The sequence below is a fragment of the Thiocapsa roseopersicina genome (assembly GCF_900106925.1).
GTDB classification, from domain to species: Bacteria; Pseudomonadota; Gammaproteobacteria; order Chromatiales; family Chromatiaceae; genus Thiocapsa; species Thiocapsa roseopersicina.
In genome coordinates this window covers 89,289-107,886 of record NZ_FNNZ01000004.1, presented here as the reverse complement: position 1 = coordinate 107,886, position 18,598 = coordinate 89,289, and the positions used below count along the sequence as shown (strand labels likewise).

The window sequence follows — 18,598 nt, the reverse complement described above, 5'->3', positions numbered from 1 at the left end:
CGAATCCCTCGCGTATCGGGCGATCCGGCCGTAACCGGATCACCCGTCGATCTCGTCGAGCCGGTCTTACGCGGCGTGATGATCCTTCAACCAAACCTCGACGGCGTCGGATCCACCGATCAGCTTGCCGTTGACAAAGACCTGAGGCACGGTCGCTGCGTTGGCGACGGCCCGCAGGGTCTGTTCGGTGTAGTCACGGTTCAGCACCAGCTCTTCATAGGCGATCCCGGCGTTGCGCAGGGCCTCTTTTGCCTTGACGCAGAAGGGGCAGCCGTCGCGGGTCATGACGGTCACGTCGAGCGGCTTTTCCGCCTCAGGCGCCAGGTAGGCCAACATGGTGTCCGCATCGGAGACACCGTAGGGGTCGCCTTCAACCTCGGGCTCGATGAACATCTGGTCCACGACGCCGTCGCGCACCAGCATCGAGTAGCGCCAAGACCGCTTGCCGAAGCCCAGATCATCCTTGGCGACCAGCATTCCCATGCCATCGGTGAACTCGCCGTTGCCGTCCGGGATGAAGGTGATGTTGTCGGCGTGCTGCGACTTCTTCCACTCGTTCATGACGAAGGTGTCGTTCACCGACATACACACGATCTCGTCGACGCCGTGCTTTTTGAAGACAGGAGCCAGCTGGTTGTAGCGCGGCACATGCGAGGAGGAGCAGGTCGGCGTGAAGGCGCCAGGCAAAGAGAAAACCGCGACGGTCTTTCCCTTGAAGATATCGTCGGTCGTTACGTCGACCCATTCGTGGCCGCGACGGGTATGAAAGGTGACCTGCGGGACGCGGCTTCCGATGCGATTCTCGAACATGGGGTATTTCTCCTAAGGTCGGGTGAAAGGGTTAAGTTAAAGGGTAGTCGTGGCTTATTTGCTTCGATGAGTTGCAGGATAGCGACTGCCCATTGATAAGGAAAATGGATTGTTTGTATCGGTTCGATCGTATCTGACGATAGACGATAAGCTCGATCTCGCGAAAGGTGCCGCGAGCTCGAGCGGATGCTTGTCGTGAGCGATCGACCACGGTGCTCAAGCGCGGCATCGACCCACCGAGGGTTACCTCGCGATTCCGACCCTGATCACGAGCCCAATCTTTGGGGTCGACTAACCCGGTTCAACGGTACCGCGTGCGCTTTGTCGGATCCGGCCTAAACTCTTGCTAAGCTGTAAGGCCATGCCTCCGGTTCGAGCGGTGTCGGGGCGCGGCGTCGACTCATCGATGCTTGGCTCGGAATCGATCCTGCCGGGGCATGGCGCGCGGTGAAAACGCCAGGTTGCATGCAAACGCGAGGCTTCGCCAACAATAAATGAGGGTAAAAGCTATGTACGGTTTTGGAGTACGGGTCCCGATGGCCTTCGATGACGCGATTCTCAAAGTGTCTCAATGCCTTAAAGACGAGGGCTTCGGAATCCTGAGCGACATTGATGTTCAGGCGACCTTGAAGGCGCGCCTCGGCGTTGATCGCCGACCCTATCGTATCCTCGGCGCCTGTAACCCGAATTTCGCGAGGCAGGCCATCGAGATCGACCCGGACATCGGCTTGTTGCTGCCGTGCAATATCCTCGTGCGCGAGGAGGACGACGGAGGTGTCAGCGTCTCCTTCATGGATCCGATTGCGGTTCTCGGCCTGGTCGACCATCCCGACATGCCCGCCATCGCCGCCGCGGTGCGCGAGCGGCTCGATCGGGTTCGCGATGGATTGTCGGCCTAAGCGCGTGGCGGCGCCATCGACCCCGCGCGAGGATACCGAGTCGGCCACGCCTATCGCCACGCCGCCCGATTCGGCGCTGCTCGATACAAGGGTCATTGCCCGACTGGTCGAGGATTTGGGGCGAGACTCGCTCATGGAGCTTTCGGGTTTATTCTTGACCGAGTCGGAACGACGTCGCCGCTCCATCGAGGCGGCGGTCCTAAGCGGCAATCCCGCGGCGGCATGCCACGAAGCGCATGCGCTGAAAGGAAGCGCATTGACCTTCGGTGCCGCGAAGCTCGGAGCATTGGCTTTGGAGATGGAGCAGGCCGGTCGTCAAGGGGATCTCGATCGCTTGACTCGCCATCTTCCGGCGCTCGAGCGGTTGACCGCCGAGACCCAAGCCGCCTTGTCGAGTCTGTTTCCGGAGGAGTCCCGGCATCGGGATGCCTGATCGGTCCGACCTTGACCCGGCTGGTGCCGAGACCGGTCGGTGCGATGCGCTTAGGCGCGCGCTCTTACCGGAAGAACCGCTTCGTCGTGGCCCTTAGGCGCGCCCATTGCCGTAAGGGCATCTGGACGTGGGAAGTGTGGTGGAGCCGAGGGGGATCGAACCCCTGACCTCCGCATTGCGAACGCGGCGCTCTCCCAGCTGAGCTACGGCCCCGTAGGTCTGATTGTTTCGGCGAAGATGCGCCCCGATGCTGAGGGATAGTCAGAGCAGCCGACGGCGCATTGTGCACCGTGCCGGCGTCTGGAAACAAGCCCTACGATCCTTCCCCGCGATCCTTCCGGAGTGTGCATGCTGGATTCTCTGCCGTTGCTCTTCCCGTCCGACTTTCCCGCGATCGACCGGCGTCGTTTACAGACCCTGCAGATCAATCTGGGTTACCGCTGCAATCAGAGCTGCCGTCACTGTCATGTCGATGCGGGGCCGAAACGCGCCGAGTCGATGAGCGAGGAGACGGTCGAGGCGGTGCTCGCGTTTCTCGACCGGCAGCCGGTGCGCACGCTCGATATCACCGGCGGTGCGCCCGAGATGCACCCGGAGTTTCGTCGTCTGGCGCGCGAGGGTCGGCGTCGGGGCGCGGAGGTTATCGATCGCTGCAACCTGACGATCCTCTCGGAGCCCGGCCATGAGGATCTCGGTGCCTTCCTGGCGGGGCAGGGCGTGCGCATTATCGCGTCCTTGCCCTGTTATCTGGCCGACAATGTCGACACCCAGCGCGGCAGCGGTGTCTTTGCGGCCAGCATCGCCGGTTTGCGGCAACTCAACCGCCTGGGCTACGGCGTCGAAGGCAGCGGGCTCGAGTTGGATCTGGTGTTCAACCCGCAGGGTCCGACCTTGCCGCCTGCTCAGTGCGCTTTGGAGGCGGAATACCGGACTGTCCTCGGCGAGCGTTACGGCATCGTCTTCAGTCGGTTGTTGACGATCACAAACATGCCGGTCAAGCGGTTCGGCAGTCTGCTCCAGTCGACCGGGCAGTTCGCCGACTATATGACCCTTCTGAAGGGCGCCTATCGGGCGGAGAATCTCGACGCCGTCATGTGTCGCGATCTGATCAGCGTGGATTGGCAGGGTTTCGTCTTCGATTGCGACTTCAATCAGATGCTCGGTCTTGCACTCGAGCAGGACGCGCGGCGGCTGCACATCTCGACGCTCGGTCACGATGCGCTCGAGGGTCTGCGCATTCTCACTGCCGAGCATTGCTATGGCTGCACGGCAGGCCAGGGCAGTAGCTGCGGCGGGGCCTTGGCCTGACGTGAGCGGCCCGTGTCATCCCGATAGCGGGTCGGTGCTCCATCCGAATGCCCGCATCCTGATCTTCGCCAAAGCTCCGATCCCCGGACAGGTGAAGACTCGTCTGATTCCGGCGTTGGGTCCCGCGGGCGCCGCCGAGCTTGCGTGCGATCTTCTCGATCGCCTGGTGAGGCGACTGTCGGGTGCTCGACTCGCCCCTGTGGAGCTCTGGTGCTCGCCCGATCCGGAGCATCCGATCTTTCTTGATCTCGCCGAATCGGCCGGTGTCGCGCTGCGCACGCAGCGGGGCGAGGATCTCGGGGAGCGCTTGAGCGCGGCGGCGGAGGATGCGCTGGGTCGTGCAGACGCGGTGCTTTTGGTCGGCGCCGATATCCCGGTGCTCGATGCCGATTATTGCGCGTCCGCGTTGGAGGCTCTTGCGGATTCGGATGCGGTTCTGGGTCCGGCCGAGGATGGCGGTTACGTGCTGCTCGGGATGAAGGCGCCAGCGCCGTCGTTGTTCAAGGACATGCCGTGGGGAGGGGACCGCGTCGCCGCGATCACGCGGCGACGCATCGCGTCGCTGGGGTGGCGCTGTGCAGAGCTTCCGACCCTCTGGGATCTGGATCGTCCCGAAGATCTCCTGCGCTATCGTCGCCTCGATGTCGATTGGGGCGACGCGCGACGGAGGGCCGGTCGCGTCGAAGATTAAGCGGTGCGTTGCAGCACCAGCTCCAATACGGCCTTGCTTCCGAAATAGGCGAGGATCAGGACCACGAACCCCCCGAGCGTCCAGCCGATGGCGGTGCGACCGCGCCAGCCCTTGCGAAAGCGGCCGATCAGAAGCCCGCCGAACATCAGCCACGCGAGGACCGACAGCACCGTCTTATGCACGAGGTGCTGTGCCAGCATATTCTCGAGGAAGGCGAAGCCGCTCAGCAGGGCCAGCGTCAGCAGCACGAAGCCCGCCGTGATCATCTCGAAGAGCAGGCTCTCCATGGTCTGCAAAGGAGGCAGTGTGCGCACGAATCCTCCCGGATGACGGCTGCGCAGATGACTGTCCTGCACGGCCAGCAGGACCGCCTGCACCGCGGCCAACGTCAGGAGGCTGTAGGCGAGCATCGAGAGCAGGACATGGATCTTCAGGGGCCAATCCGCACTCGGGCGCATGAAGTCGACATCGACGAACGATGCCTCCAAGACCAGGCTCAGGGCTGCGGCCGGCAGGAGCAGCAGACCGAGATTCTCTACCGGTTTGGTCAAGCTCGACACCAGCAGCAGGGTGATGATGGTCCAGGTGGTGAGAGCCAGCGCATTGTAGAACCCGAGATTCAGCCCGGCGTGGCTGAAGATGCTGTCCCAGAGCAGCCAACTGTGCAGCATCAGGCCGACGAAAACGAGCGCGAGCACCAGCGGGCGTTGCGGTGTCCAGCCTTCGGTCTTGCGGAACAAGCGCATGCCGATCAAGGTGGCGGCAGCCGAGTAGCAGAGGATGGCGACGATGGCGATGAGGGTATGGATCATAGATGAAAACCGATGGGCCTAAACCGCGCCCAGCGCGGTATGCGATTCTTGTGGATGGGATCGGCCCCGGCAGACTTGACGACCGTTGGAGCCGGCGCGGTTTAAAATATTAAAAAATATATCATTTTAAACCGCGTCCCCGCTAAGTGTTGTGGATGCATCAAACGTCGAGCTCACTCGAAAATCAGCATCTCGCTCTGGACGCGGTTTAAGTGGGATCGCACACAGGGCTAGCGCAAACCTGACGTCGTCGAGACGGGGCCTTGCCGTATCGCCTGCCGGTGGCGGGCATTATACTCGGAACTTTCACGACAGGCCGGGCCGACGCCGGCCTAATTCAGATCGAATATCCGTGCGGGCATCGTGGCCCGGCGAGGATCGAGGTCCACCCTATGTTCGAGAATCTCCAGGACCGTTTCGGCGACGTCCTGAACAATCTGCGCGGTCAGGGTCGTCTGACCGAAGAGAACATCAAAGAAACGGTCCGCCAGGTGCGCATGGCGCTCCTGGAGGCCGATGTTGCCCTCCCGGTGGTGCGGCAGTTCGTCGAAGAGGTGCGCGAGAAGGCGCTCGGCGAGACCGTGACCCGCAGCCTGACGCCCGGTCAGGTCATGATCAAGATCGTCAACGACGAGCTGGTCAAGCTGATGGGGCAGGCCAACGAGGCGTTGGACCTGACGGCGCAGCCGCCGGCCGTGGTGCTGATGGCGGGCCTGCAGGGCTCGGGCAAGACGACCAGTGTCGCCAAACTCGCGCGCTGGCTGCAGGAGAAGCAGGGCAAGTCGGTGATGGTCGTGAGCTGCGACGTCTACCGCCCGGCCGCTATCGAGCAGCTGAAGACGGTCGCGACCGAGGTCGGGGCCGAGTTCTACCCGAGCACGCCGGATCAGAACCCGATCGATATCGCCAAGCGCGCACTCGATGCCGCGCGCAGGCATTTCAAGGATGTGCTGATCGTCGACACCGCCGGCCGGCTGCATGTCGACTCGGCCATGATGGACGAGATCAAGGCGGTCCATGCCGCCCTGAAGCCGATCGAGACCCTCTTCGTCGTGGATGCCATGACGGGTCAGGATGCGGCCAATACGGCAAAGGCCTTCGACGAGGCCCTGCCGCTCACCGGCGTGGTGCTCACCAAGACCGACGGCGATGCCCGCGGCGGTGCGGCCCTCTCGATCCGCCACATCACCGGTAAGCCGATCAAGTTCCTCGGCACCGGCGAGAAGACCACGGCACTTGAGCCCTTTTATCCGGATCGGGTCGCCTCGCGCATCCTCGGCATGGGCGACGTGGTCTCCTTGGTCGAGGAGGTTCAGGCCAAGGTCGACAAGGACAAGGCCGAGAAGTTGGTCAAGAAGCTCAAGAAAGGCAAGGAGTTCGATCTTGTCGACTTTAAGGAGCAACTCGATCAGATGGCCAACATGGGCGGCATGATGGGTCTTCTGGACAAGCTGCCCGGGATGGGTCAGATCCCAGATCACGTCAAGAACAAGGCCAGCGACAAGGAGATGGGCAAGCTGATTGCCATGATCAACTCCATGACGCCGCAGGAGCGTCGTTTCCCGGCCGTCATCAAGGGTTCGCGTAAGCGCCGCATCGCCGCGGGATCCGGCACCGAGGTGCAGGACGTGAACCGCCTGCTCAAGCAGTTTGCTCAGATGCAGAAGATGTTCAAAAAGATGAAGGGCGGCGGCATGGCCAAGATGATGCGCTCCATGCAGGGGCGCATGCCCGGAGGCTTTCCGCCGGGTGGTGGATTTCCGCCGGGCGGTATGCCTCCGGGTGGATTCCCGATGTAGCTCTCCGGCGCCGGTCGCCGCGCCGCCCGAATGGGGCGGTGCGGGTCGGGCTCGGGAGCGCGTGCCGAAAATTTCGGCTCGGGGATAATCAATGGGGGGGTGGTCGATCTTCGAGGCGACGTCGCCGACCCCGCGTTTCGGGATGGCTCGGCAGAGTCCGATCGGATGTGCCCGTCGTAGAGGTGACGACAAGTGCGCCGATCAGGCGTCAGAAGATTTTCGAAGTCCAGAAAAGCGATCGATGAATGCGCAGGAAAGGCTTTTCGATCGTTGACTTGAAGTTTGGCGCTCCCTAGGGGGTTCGAACCCCTGTTACCGGCGTGAGAGGCCAGCGTCCTAACCGCTAGACGAAGGGAGCAGGTACTGCGGCGTAGAAGCGAGTATTATACGCGCATCACGGCGCTCTACAAGCCGGCTGTGACCTTTCTCTTACCAACGGCCGCATTCCCGCGCCCCGTCGTGCTCGGCACCGGGTGTCGCCGTCATGAGTGCGGCCCTCAGCGATCAGGAATTCCTCCGAAAAGGTGATGCAGGAACCTTTCCAAAACACGAGCCCGGACGCGATCGCGGCGACCCCTTTGATCGTGCCTCGGCCCGACCACGGGATCTCGCGCGCGAACATCAGCGAGAACGCACTCAAGGTGCTCTACCGTCTAAAACAAGAGAATTTTCAAGCCCATTTGGTCGGCGGCGGCGTGCGGGACCTTTTGCTCGGTCACGAGCCGAAGGATTTCGACGTGGCCACCGACGCGACTCCCGAAGAGGTCCGGCAGGTCTTTCGCAACTGTCGTCTGATCGGGCGACGCTTTCGTTTGGCGCATGTCCATTTCGGGCGCGAGATCATCGAGGTAGCGACCTTTCGCGGGACCACGACCTCGGACGGCGACGAAAACGATCGGCAGATGGAGAACGGTCGGATCCTCCGAGACAACACCTACGGCACCATCGCCGAGGACGCCTTGCGCCGGGATTTCACGGTAAACGCGCTCTACTACAACATCGCCGATTTTTCGCTCATCGATTACGCCGACGGGCTCGAGGACATCAAGGCCGGACGGCTGCGTCTGATCGGCGATCCGGAGCAGCGCTATCGCGAGGATCCGGTGCGGATGCTCCGGGCGGTGCGCTTCGCCTGCAAGCTGGGTTTTACGATCGAGCCGCAGACGGAGCAGCCTCTGTTCGAGCTTGCGCACCTGCTCGCCGATATCGCCCCGGCGCGACTCTTCGACGAGTTGATCAAGCTCTTTCATTCGGGGTACGGCCTCGGCGTCTTCGAGAAGCTGCGCCAGTACGGACTCTTCGGGGAGCTTTTTCCGGCGACCGAGGACTGCTTGGCGAGGGAAGACCAGGGTTTCCCCCTAACCTTCGTCAGTCGGGGTTTGGCCAATACCGACAAGCGGCTGCACGAGGACAAGTCCGTCACGCCGGCCTTCCTGTTCGGCGTGCTCCTCTGGGAGCCGGTCCGGCAGCGTTTCGAGGAGTATCTGGCCGGCGGGGAGGCCGCCAACGAGGCGATGTTCCTGGCGGCGAGCGAGATCTGTGCGCGCCAGCACGCGCTCGTTGCGATTCCGAAGCGTTTTTCGCTGCCGATGCGCGAGATCTGGTCGATGCAGCCTCGGCTCGAGCAGCGTGACGGCAAGCGTCCGCAGCGCCTGGTGACGCATCCGCGGTTCCGGGCGGCGTATGACTTCCTGGTCCTGCGCGCGGAGTCCGGCGAGGCGGATCCGGAGCTGGCGGCCTGGTGGACGCGTTTTCAGGAAGCGAGCGGACAGGAGCGCGCGACCATGACCGAAGGCGGCGCCAAACGGCGTCGTCGTCGTCCGAGGCGGCGCAAGACCGGAGACACTGCAGGTCCCGGGACGGAGCCGACGGGCGTCGTGGAACGCGGCGGCTGAGTCTTCGGCGCGGGGATCGAGCGCGGGGTGGCGTTGCTCGATCTCGGCCACTATCCTCGCTTCATCAAGCCTGACCTTCGGAGTCGACTATGTCTCTCGCGCCGATCTCGGTCGCCACACTCGCCGGTATGAAGGTGAAGGGCGAGCGCATCGCTTCTCTCACCTGTTACGACGCCAGCTTCGCACGCCTGCTCGATACCGCAGGTGTCGATCTCATGCTGGTCGGGGATTCGCTCGGGATGGTGTTCCAGGGGCACCGCACGACCGTACCGGTCACCCTCGACCACATGGCCTATCACGCGGCTTGTGTCTCTCGCGCGCGCGAGCGGGCACTGCTTGTCGTGGATCTGCCCTTTCTCGCCTGCGCCACACCCGAGCGCGCGATCGACGCGGCCGGGCGGCTGATGCAGGAGGGCGGGGCGGAGGTCGTCAAGCTCGAGGGCGGGTCGCCGATGCTGGAAACGGTTCGGCGTCTGACCGAGCAAGGCGTGCCCGTGTGCGCGCATTTGGGACTTCTGCCTCAGTCGGTGCACCGCATCGGCGGTTATCGTTTCCAGGGCCGGGATCACGCCTCGGCGGAGGCGATCCGGCACGATGCCATCGCCATGCAGGAGGCCGGCGCGAGCCTCTTGGTCCTGGAATGCGTCCCCGAGGCCCTGGCCTCCGAGATCGCCTTGACCCTGACCATCCCGGTCATCGGGATCGGCGCCGGTGCAGGATGCGATGGCCAGGTGCTCGTGCTGTACGACATGCTGGGATTGAATCCGGGTCGTCCGCCGAGCTTCAGCCGAAATTTCATGATCGGGCAGGGTTCGATCGCGGATGCCGTCGCGGCCTATGTTCAGGGGGTCAAGGCGCGTGAGTTCCCCGGTCGTGACGAAACAGCGTATTGATGGCCGGGCGATGCCGAATCCAAGCCGATCAGGCACGGTTGCGCGCCTTAGCGGGAAAGGGCGATGAAAACGATTGAAACGCTGGAAGAGCTCCGTGAGCAGGTCCGTGCCTGGCGTGTGGCGGGGGAGCGCGTGGCCTTCGTCCCGACCATGGGGAATCTGCATGCCGGGCATTTGACCTTGATCGCGGAGGCCCGCGCCCGCGCGCAGCGGGTGGTCGCGAGCATCTTCGTCAACCCCATGCAGTTCGGCCCCGCGGAGGACCTGGACGCCTATCCGCGGACCTTGGCGCGCGATCGGGAGCTGCTCGAGGAGGCGGGTTGCGACCTCTTGTTTGCCCCGAATGTCGCGACCGTCTACCCGCGCGGTAGCGAGGAGCAAACGCGCGTGGAGGTGCCGGGGCTCTCCGATGTCCTCTGCGGCGAGAGCCGCCCCGGACATTTCCGCGGCGTGGCGACGGTCGTGTGCAAGCTGTTCAACATGGTGCAGCCGGATGTCGCGCTGTTCGGCGAGAAGGATTTTCAGCAGCTCTTGGTGATCCGGCGGATGGTCGAGGACCTGGCCGTGCCGGTTGAGATCGTCGGGGTGCCGACGGTGCGCGAGTCCGACGGGCTCGCCATGAGCTCGCGCAACGGCTACCTTTCGCCCTCGGAGCGGGCGCGTGCACCGGCACTACGGCGGGTGTTGACGCAGGCTCGGGACGCCTTGCTGGCAGGAAATGCCGCCGCTTCGGTCGAGCGGGAGGCCGAGAACGCTTTGCGCGAGGCCGGTTTGACCCCAGACTATATCCGGGTGCGTACGACGGACGATTTACGCCCGGCCACGGAGACCGACCGGGATCTGGTGATCCTCGCCGCAGCCTATCTCGGGCGGGCGCGTTTGATCGACAATCTCAGGGTGCAGTCCGACACGAATGCTGCGCCGCAACAAACGCTGCGGTAAACTACGCCGATTCTAAGATCGAGAGCGCTTCGTCCAGGGCACGAAGACGCGGCCGGACCGGCCTTTCGGAGGATTGAAGACATGCATCTGACCTTGTTGAAGTGCAAACTGCATCGCGCCTGCGTAACCCATGCGGAAGTCGATTACGAAGGCTCCTGTGCCATCGACGAGGAGCTGCTGACGCTCGCCGGTATTCGCGAGTATGAGCAGATCCAAATCTACAACGTCACCAACGGCGAGCGTTTCACGACCTACGCCATCCGCGCGGAGCCCGGCTCTCGCGTGATCTCGGTCAACGGGGCTGCAGCGCATAAGGCGGCGCCGGGCGATCGCGTGATCATCTGCGCCTACGCCGCCATGACGGAGGCAGAGGCCGACGCACACAAGCCGGCGCTCGTCTATCTCAACGAGCACAACCGCGTGACCCGCACCGGGGATTTCATCCCGGCTCAGGTCGCCTGATCCCGTTGGAACCCGCCCGCCTGAAGACATCTGCCCCGCGCACCTGTCGCCACGAGCCGACCCTTAGACGCCGGACGGACTCCGCCCGACCGGGCGGCTAAGCCAACGCGGCATTCGCCTGATCGCTCGCCTCATCCGTCCCCTGCGCGATCGCCCGCTCGGCGATCGCCTCGGCATAAAGCCGCACATAGCCGCGCGCGCTTGCCTCCCAACTGAAGTCCTGGTGCATCCCCGTCGTTGCGAGCTTGCGCCACGCCTGCGGATCGTCGCGGTAGAGTTGCAGAGCCTGGCGAACGGCGTCGAGCAGTGCCTCCGCGCGTGGCTCCTCGAACAGAAAGCCCGTCGCGGTGCCGTCGGCGAGCGTCTCCGGGGTCGCATGGACCACGGTGTCGGCCAGCCCGCCGGTGCGGTGGGCGATGGGCGGCGTTCCGTATCTCAGGCTGTAGATCTGGTTGAGCCCGCAGGGCTCGAAGCGCGACGGCATCAAGAAGGCGTCCGAGCCGGCCTCGATGCGATGCGCGCGCGCCTCCTCGTACTCGATGAAGACCCCGACCTGACGTGGATACAGGGCCGCGATGGCCAGCAGCGCCTGCTCCGTGCTGCGCTCCCCGGTCCCTTGAAACACGACCTGGATGCGCGGGTCTTCGAGCAGCCGCGGGAGCATGGCGAGGATCAGGTCCACACCCTTCTGCTCGACCAAGCGCCCGATATAGCCCAGGACGAAGGCGTCCTCGTTGCGCGGAAGCCCGACCTCGCGTTGGATGTCGAGCTTGTTCTCCGCCTTGAGTCCGAAGGTCTCCGGGTCATAGCATTGGAGGATGAAGGGATCCGTCAGGGGATCCCAGATCCGATAATCGACCCCGTTGAGAATGCCGCTGAAACGGCTGCCGATCTGACGCAGCAGTCCGTCGAGCCCGCATCCGAAGCGTGCCGTGCGCACCTCCATGGCATAGGATGGGCTGACGGTGTTGACCCGGTCGGAGAAGACGATCCCGCCCTTGATGAAGGACATCCTCTGATGGAACTCCAAGCCCGAGAGACTCCAGAGTGCGGGCGGCAGGCCGAGGCGGTCGAAGGTCGCGCGATCGAACAGACCTTGGTAGGCGAGATTGTGGATCGTGAACACGCTTGCGGGACGTCGGGTCAGATCCTGGAAGAGGGCCGGAGCCAGCCCGGTTTGCCAGTCGTTGCCGTGCAGCACATCCGGGTGCCAGCCGATCGCCGGGAGTCCGCGAGCGATCAGTGCAATGACCCGACAGAAGAGCAGGAAACGCTCGGCGTTGTCGCCCCAGTCGCGTCCGCTGAGATCCGTGTAGGGGTTGCCTTCGCGACAGAAGTGCTCGGGTGCATCGACCAGATAGATCGGCAGGTCGTGATCCGGGTGCTTGCCTTCGAGAATGCGCACCTGGGCGCGGCTCGTCGGGATTTTGAGCTCGCACAGCATCTTGGTGTCGCGCAACTGGCGTGCGGCCCGAGGATAGGCCGGCAGGATGAGCCGCGCGTCGTGACCCAGATCGCGCAACGCCGCGGGTAGACTGGCGGCGACATCGGCGAGCCCGCCGGTCTTGATCAGCGGATGAGCCTCGCTGCTCGCCACGAGGATATGCAGCGGCCGCTCCTGCGCGGTAATGTCCGGGGATAGAAGAAGCGATGGCTCCATGGAGGGTCCCTAAATCCGAGCGAAGCGGTTGCCGGCGCGGCACGCCTGGCGTGGCAACAGTATGACAGGGCTCACGTTATCACATTTGTCCGCGATCGAGGCGCCAAGGCCATGTTGGACCCCTGCACCATTCTGATCTTCGGCTCGACGGGTAATCTGGTCGGCATCAAGCTGCTCCCGGCGCTCTATCACATCGAGGCGGCGGAACGACTTCATCCGCAGACTCGGATCATCGGATTCGGCCGGCGTTCGTGGTCCGATGACGACTGGCGCGAGCATGTCCGGGCGAGGCTCGCCGAACGACTGCCCGGCGCAACCGATGCGCAGGTGCTGGAGCGTCTGCTCGCTCGCATGCTCTTCGTCGAAGGCGACCTGGAGGAGTCCGCCGGTTACCTCCGCTTGGCCGAGCGACTGCGCGAGGAGGCGGACATCCCGGCCAACCTCATGACCTATCTGGCGGTGGCGCCGAAGCACTACGGCGGCATCGTGGACAACCTCGCCGCTCAGGGTCTGAACACCGAGGACGGGCGTTGGTCCCGGTTGGTGGTCGAGAAGCCCTTCGGATTCGATCTCGAGAGTGCCGCCATCCTCGACCGACGCATCCGGCACTGTTTCGGCGAGTCGCAGATCTTTCGCATCGATCACTATCTGGGCAAGAGCACGGTTCAGAACATCCTGGTGTTCCGCTTCGCCAATCTGATGCTCGAGCCCCTTTGGAATCGCAACTATATCGATCATGTGCAGATCTCGCACGCCGAGGCCGCCGGGATCGGCGAGCGCGCCGGCTTCTACGACGGTGTGGGCGCCATGCGCGACATGATCCAGAGCCATCTGCTGCAGATGTTGACCCTGGTGGCGATGGAGCCTCCGCCCTGTCTGGATGCCGAGGCGCTGCGCGACGAGAAGGTCAAGGTGCTGCGCTCCATTCGCCCGATCCCGCGCGAGGCGGTACATGCCCAGGCCTTCCGGGCACAATACGGACCCGGCGCTTCGGGCGGGAGTAAGGTTCCCGGCTATCGCGACGAGTCCGGCGTCGGACACAACAGCACCACCGAGACCTATGCCTCGCTGAAGCTCTACATCGACAACTGGCGCTGGCGCAACGTGCCCTTTTATCTGCGCACCGGAAAGCGTCTCGCGCGCAGCAACTCATTGATTGCCATCCGATTCAAGCACCCGCCGCAGCAATTGTTCCGCTACACGGCCATCGAGCAGCTCAAACCCAACTGGCTGCTGCTCAATATCCAGCCGAACGAGTGCATCCGCATGGAGATCCAGGTCAAGCAGCCCGGACTCGAGATGCGCACCCAGACCGAGCGGCTCGACGCGAGTCGATGCACCATCCCCTCCGAGCAGATCGACGCCTACGAGGCACTCATCCTGGACGTGATCGAGGGCGACCATACCCACTTTCTGCGCTTCGACGAGGTCGATTGGGCTTGGCGAGTGGTTGATCCGGTGCTCAAGCTGTGGTCCACCGAGCGCGACTTCATCCAGACCTATCCGGCCGGATCCTGCGGGCCGCCCGAGGCCAACCGCTTGTTCGACAGAGACGATCAGTCCTGGCGCGAAGGGATGGACGAGTAAGGCCCCGAGGCCGCCGGCCCCGACAGCCGCAGAATTCGCCAATGCTTGATCAGGAGAACCTCATGACATCGCTCATCAATCAAACACCCGCGTGGCGGGCGCTGGAGCAGCATAGACAAGAGATGCAGGACGTCTCGATGCGCGATCTCTTCGCGTCCGATCCCGGCCGCGCCGAGAGGATGCGCCTGTCTGTCGCGGGACTGCGTCTGGACTACTCGAAGAACCTGGTCACCCCGCAGACCCTCGCGTTGCTGCTCGATCTGGCCGACACCGCCGACATGAGCGGCTGGATCGCCCGTATGTTCGGCGGCGAGCCCATCAACAACACCGAGGAGCGCGCGGTGTTGCATGTGGCCCTTCGCAATCGCTCCAATCGACCGATCCAGGTGGACGGTCAAGACGTGATGCCGGGTGTGAATCGCGTGCTCGAGCGTCTCGAGGCCTTCGTCGGGCTGGTCCGCTCGGGCGAGTGGAAGGGATTTCAGGGCGATTCCATCCGCGATGTCGTCAACATCGGCATCGGCGGCTCCAACCTCGGACCCAAGATGGTCTGCACGGCGCTCGGTGCTTACGGCAGCAACGATCTGCGCGTCCACTTCGTCTCGAATGTCGACGGGACCCACCTCCTGGAGACGCTCAACGACCTGGATCCAGCACGCACACTCTTCATCGTGGCCTCCAAGACCTTCACGACCCAGGAGACCATGACCAACGCCACCAGTGCGCGCGACTGGCTGCTGGCGGCTGCGCGCGATCCGGCTGCGGTCGCCAAGCACTTCGTCGCGGTCTCCACCAATGCCGAGAAGGTATCCGCGTTCGGGATCGACACCCGGAACATGTTCGGGTTTTGGGACTGGGTCGGCGGTCGCTACTCGCTCTGGTCGGCCATCGGTCTGCCGATCGCGTTGGCGGTCGGCTACGAGCGCTTCGTGGAGCTGCTCGAAGGCGCCTTCGCGATGGACGAGCATTTCCGAACCGCCCCGCCGGCGGAGAACATGCCCGTCGTGCTGGGTCTGCTGGGGGTCTGGTATGCCAATTTTTGGGGTGCCCGAACGCATGCCGTCCTGCCCTACGATCAGTATCTGAGGCTTTTGCCGGCTTATCTTCAGCAAGGCGATATGGAAAGCAACGGCAAAGGCGTCACCCGCGAGGGTGTCGCGGTGGACTACACCACCGGCCCGGTCGTTTGGGGCGAGCCGGGCACCGACGGGCAACATGCCTTCTACCAGCTCATCCATCAGGGCACGCAACTGATCCCGGCGGATTTCATCGGCGCGATCAAGAGTCACAACGAGCTCGGGGATCATCACCCGAAGCTCATGGCGAACTTCTTCGCGCAAACCGAGGCCCTGATGCGCGGGCGGACGGAGGAGGAGGCGCTCGCCGAGATGCTGAGCGCCGGCGTTCCGAAGGGCCGGGCGCAATTTCTGGCGCGGCACAGAACCTTTCCCGGCAGCCGTCCGACCAACAGCATCCTGATGGAGCGCTTGACGCCCTTTACGTTGGGTGCCTTGATCGCACTCTACGAGCATCGGATCTTCGTACAGGGCGTGCTCTGGGGGATCAACTCCTTCGATCAATGGGGCGTGGAGCTCGGCAAGCAACTGGCCGGTGTCATCCTCGGCGAGCTGTCCGATGGGCGTGTTTCCGCGGATCACGATGAATCGACGCGCGCCCTGTTGAACGACTTCATACAGGGCCGTCGCGTCTGATGTGAGCGCACCGCCCCGCGGTGTCGACACGGGGCGCCGTTCGGGTGTCGACCGAGGAGACCGCGCGGTGACCCGACCCGGCGCGCGTCCCTCGGCGAGCGTCCCCTGGCGAGGATGCTCGCGGGCTGAACCCCGGCGCGGGCGCGCTGTCTTCTAAGCCGGCGCGGCATCTTGGTGCTAGTCTCTATGCATCGGCGTGGGGCATGTGTTGCCTACCACCGACGCGTGCGAATCAGGATGCCCGGCGGCATCTCGGCTGAACCAGTTCGGCCGAGATGGCTCTATACCGCTCGTGGGGCGCGCGTGGTGCCATTAGACGGGTCCGATCGGCGCCGCGGACTTTCCTGCGAGTGGATGCGCTATTTTAGTGCGAGAGTTGGTCGCGCCGGTGCGCCGGTGTCCCGAGTTGGACCCGGCCAGGCCCCGGCGCGGTGCAGACGCAGCGTTCCGCCCCATGGCGCGTATATTGCTGACATTCGAAGTTAAGCCTTGTCTTTCCCACAGTTCGCCCCGAGCAATACACCGAGGTGAGATGCGGTCGACAATGGGTCGGGCGAGCAACATCAGCTTCCGAGCGAGGTAACATGTATGTCGATCTTCGAACGCTACCAGGCACGCTACGAGGCATCCCGCGAGGAGGTGCTGAGCCTGGACGAGTACTTGCAACTGTGCAAGTCCGACCCGAGCGCCTATGCCGGGGCGGCGCAGCGGTTGCTGACGGCGATCGGTGAGCCGGAGCTCGTCAATACCCGCGACGATCCGAGGCTCAGTCGCATCTTCCAAAACAAGATGATTCGACGGTATCCCGCATTCTCCGAGTTCTACGGGATGGAGGAGGCAATCGAGCACTTGGTCTCGTACCTCAAGCACGCGGCTCAAGGTCTCGAAGAGAAGAAGCAGATCCTTTACCTGCTTGGACCGGTCGGCGGCGGCAAGTCCTCTCTCGCCGAGAAGCTCAAGGAGCTCATGGAGGAACGACCCTTCTACGCGATTCACGGTTCGCCCGTGTTCGAGTCACCGCTCGGATTGTTTTCGGCGGAAGAAGACGGCCCTATCCTCGAAGAGGACTACGGGATTCCGTCGCGCTACCTGCGCACTATCATGTCGCCTTGGGCCGTCAAGCGCCTGCAGGAATACCGCGGCGACATTACGCAATTCAAAGTCGTCAAGCTCTACCCGTCGGTTCTCGAGCAGGTTGCGATCGCCAAAACGGAGCCCGGCGACGAGAACAATCAAGATATCTCCTCGCTGGTCGGCAAGGTCGATATCCGGCAGTTGGAGCGATTCGCTCAACACGACGCGGATGCCTACAGCTATTCCGGTGCACTGTGCCGCGCGAACCAAGGTGTGATGGAGTTCGTCGAGATGTTCAAAGCACCGATCAAGGTGCTGCATCCGCTCCTCACCGCAACGCAGGAAGGAAACTACAACGGGACCGAGGGTCTTTCCGCCTTGCCGTTTCAAGGCATCATCCTCGCCCACTCCAACGAGTCGGAATGGCAGAGCTTTCGCAACAACAAGAACAACGAGGCGTTCCTCGACCGCGTCTTTATCGTCAAGGTTCCTTATTGCCTGCGCGTCAACGAGGAGACACAGATCTACGAGAAGCTGCTCTACAACAGCTCGCTCGCCGATGCGCCCTGTGCGCCGGGAACCTTGTCCATGATGGCCCAGTTCTCGGTGCTGACGCGCCTGAAGGAGCCGGAAAACTCAAGTATCTTTTCGAAGATGCGTGTCTACAACGGCGAAAACCTCAAGGACACCGATCCGAAGGCCAAGTCCATGCAGGAGTATCGGGACTACGCCGGGGTCGACGAAGGGATGTCGGGAATCTCGACACGCTTTGCCTTCAAGATCCTCTCGCAGGTCTTCAACTTCGATCACAGCGAGGTTGCGGCCAATCCCGTTCACCTGTTGTATGTGCTCGAGCGCCAGATCACGCGTGAGCAGCTGCCTCCGGAAACCCATGAACGCTATCTGAGTTTCCTCAAGCAGTACCTCGCGCCTCGGTATGCGGAGTTCATTGGCAAGGAGCTTCAGACGGCCTATCTGGAGTCGTACGCGGAATACGGCCAAAATATCTTCGATCGCTACGTGACCTACGCGGATTACTGGATTCAGGATCAGGAGTATCGCGACCCGGATACGGGCGAGATGATGAATCGCAGCGGTCTGAACGAAGAGCTGGAAAAGATCGAGAAGCCTGCGGGGATCTCCAACCCCAAGGATTTCCGAAACGAGATTGTGAACTTCGTTCTACGGGCACGCGCGAACAACGGCGGCGCCAATCCGAAGTGGACCAGCTACGAGAAGCTGCGTGTCGTCATCGAGAAGAAGATGTTCTCCAATACCGAGGAGCTTCTGCCTGTCATTTCCTTCAACGCAAAGGCGTCGGTCGACGAGCAGAAGAAGCACGATCAGTTCGTCGATCGTATGACGGAAAAGGGCTATACGCCGAAGCAGGTCAGGCTTCTGTCGGAGTGGTATCTGCGGGTTCGCAAATCGCAGTAAATGTGACGAGGAGACGCCGATCAGAGCGGCGTCTCGATGGTCGGATGACTCTCACTGCGAGGACAGGCCGCCTCGGTTCCGTCCGGCGGGGCTGCATCGGTTGAATGGCCGTCGCGCCCCGCAGCATAATGCCGGCTTCGAAACCCGCAAAGGGAGAGAGCGATGAAGAAGTTGACCGCAGGCG

General features: G+C 63.1%; 15 protein-coding genes and 2 tRNA genes. 12 read left to right on the top strand and 5 right to left on the bottom strand.

Going from position 1 to position 18,598, the window contains the following annotated elements; translation table 11 throughout:
- Nucleotides 1-66: 66 nt before the first annotated feature.
- Entirely contained in the window at nucleotides 67-810 is a 744-nt protein-coding gene (locus BLV04_RS06355; protein ID WP_093029210.1) for a glutathione peroxidase, read from the bottom strand.
- 509 nt (nucleotides 811-1,319) lie between these two features.
- Here BLV04_RS06355 and BLV04_RS06350 point away from each other — a divergent pair.
- Together BLV04_RS06350 and BLV04_RS06345 are read left to right on the top strand one after the other, a co-directional pair.
- Nucleotides 1,320-1,709, top strand: a complete 390-nt coding sequence (locus BLV04_RS06350; RefSeq protein WP_093029208.1) for a DUF302 domain-containing protein — start codon at nucleotides 1,320-1,322, stop codon at nucleotides 1,707-1,709.
- Nucleotides 1,693-2,142, top strand: coding sequence for an Hpt domain-containing protein (locus tag BLV04_RS06345; RefSeq protein WP_093029206.1), 450 nt, complete (start codon nucleotides 1,693-1,695; stop codon nucleotides 2,140-2,142). The genes BLV04_RS06350 and BLV04_RS06345 overlap by 17 nt, the downstream gene beginning before the upstream one ends.
- A 137-nt stretch (nucleotides 2,143-2,279) precedes the next feature.
- Here BLV04_RS06345 and BLV04_RS06340 read toward each other — a convergent pair.
- Nucleotides 2,280-2,355 (bottom strand) — tRNA-Ala (locus BLV04_RS06340).
- Between the two features lie 135 nt (nucleotides 2,356-2,490).
- Between BLV04_RS06340 and arsS the strand changes: the two genes are divergently transcribed.
- A complete protein-coding gene (gene arsS, locus BLV04_RS06335) occupies nucleotides 2,491-3,450 on the top strand; it encodes an arsenosugar biosynthesis radical SAM (seleno)protein ArsS (protein WP_093029204.1) in 960 nt (319 codons plus the stop codon).
- A gap of 34 nt (nucleotides 3,451-3,484) precedes the next feature.
- On the top strand, nucleotides 3,485-4,141 hold the full coding sequence (locus BLV04_RS06330) for a TIGR04282 family arsenosugar biosynthesis glycosyltransferase (RefSeq protein WP_093029202.1): 657 nt from the start codon (nucleotides 3,485-3,487) through the stop codon (nucleotides 4,139-4,141).
- Here the strand turns inward: BLV04_RS06330 and BLV04_RS06325 are convergent.
- Nucleotides 4,138-4,953 (bottom strand): cytochrome C assembly family protein, encoded by an 816-nt coding sequence (locus tag BLV04_RS06325; protein WP_093029200.1) that lies wholly within the window; start codon nucleotides 4,951-4,953, stop codon nucleotides 4,138-4,140. The genes BLV04_RS06330 and BLV04_RS06325 overlap by 4 nt on opposite strands.
- Nucleotides 4,954-5,345: 392 nt before the next feature.
- On the opposite strand from BLV04_RS06325, the gene ffh reads away from it, so the two are divergent.
- Nucleotides 5,346-6,752 (top strand): signal recognition particle protein, encoded by a 1,407-nt coding sequence (gene ffh / locus BLV04_RS06320; protein ID WP_093029198.1) that lies wholly within the window; start codon nucleotides 5,346-5,348, stop codon nucleotides 6,750-6,752.
- A gap of 283 nt (nucleotides 6,753-7,035) precedes the next feature.
- On the opposite strand, the gene BLV04_RS06315 is transcribed toward ffh, so the two are convergent.
- Nucleotides 7,036-7,110, bottom strand: a tRNA-Glu gene (locus BLV04_RS06315).
- A 169-nt stretch (nucleotides 7,111-7,279) separates the two neighbouring features.
- Here BLV04_RS06315 and pcnB point away from each other — a divergent pair.
- The 4 genes from pcnB to panD all read left to right on the top strand — a co-directional run bounded on the left by pcnB (nucleotide 7,280) and on the right by panD (nucleotide 10,944).
- Complete coding sequence (gene pcnB / locus BLV04_RS06310; RefSeq protein ID WP_093029196.1) at nucleotides 7,280-8,647, top strand: polynucleotide adenylyltransferase PcnB; 1,368 nt, start codon at nucleotides 7,280-7,282, stop codon at nucleotides 8,645-8,647.
- Between the two features lie 89 nt (nucleotides 8,648-8,736).
- Nucleotides 8,737-9,540 (top strand): 3-methyl-2-oxobutanoate hydroxymethyltransferase, encoded by an 804-nt coding sequence (panB, locus tag BLV04_RS06305; protein WP_093029194.1) that lies wholly within the window; start codon nucleotides 8,737-8,739, stop codon nucleotides 9,538-9,540.
- Nucleotides 9,541-9,603: 63 nt separating this feature from the next.
- Complete coding sequence (gene panC, locus BLV04_RS06300) at nucleotides 9,604-10,482, top strand: pantoate--beta-alanine ligase (protein ID WP_093029192.1); 879 nt, start codon at nucleotides 9,604-9,606, stop codon at nucleotides 10,480-10,482.
- 81 nt (nucleotides 10,483-10,563) lie between these two features.
- On the top strand, nucleotides 10,564-10,944 hold the full coding sequence (gene panD / locus BLV04_RS06295) for an aspartate 1-decarboxylase (protein WP_093029190.1): 381 nt from the start codon (nucleotides 10,564-10,566) through the stop codon (nucleotides 10,942-10,944).
- A gap of 97 nt (nucleotides 10,945-11,041) precedes the next feature.
- On the opposite strand, the gene glgA is transcribed toward panD, so the two are convergent.
- Nucleotides 11,042-12,604 carry a glycogen synthase GlgA gene (gene glgA, locus BLV04_RS06290; protein WP_093029188.1) on the bottom strand — a complete coding sequence of 521 codons (1,563 nt, stop codon included), beginning with the start codon at nucleotides 12,602-12,604 and terminating at the stop codon, nucleotides 11,042-11,044.
- Nucleotides 12,605-12,715: 111 nt separating this feature from the next.
- Between glgA and zwf the strand changes: the two genes are divergently transcribed.
- From zwf to BLV04_RS06275, 3 genes are all read left to right on the top strand, one after another.
- Nucleotides 12,716-14,191 (top strand): glucose-6-phosphate dehydrogenase, encoded by a 1,476-nt coding sequence (zwf, locus tag BLV04_RS06285; RefSeq protein ID WP_093029186.1) that lies wholly within the window; start codon nucleotides 12,716-12,718, stop codon nucleotides 14,189-14,191.
- A 62-nt stretch (nucleotides 14,192-14,253) separates the two neighbouring features.
- Entirely contained in the window at nucleotides 14,254-15,903 is a 1,650-nt protein-coding gene (gene pgi, locus BLV04_RS06280) for a glucose-6-phosphate isomerase (protein ID WP_093029478.1), read from the top strand.
- 588 nt (nucleotides 15,904-16,491) lie between these two features.
- A complete protein-coding gene (locus BLV04_RS06275) occupies nucleotides 16,492-18,414 on the top strand; it encodes a PrkA family serine protein kinase (protein WP_093029184.1) in 1,923 nt (640 codons plus the stop codon).
- Nucleotides 18,415-18,598 lie beyond the last annotated feature (184 nt).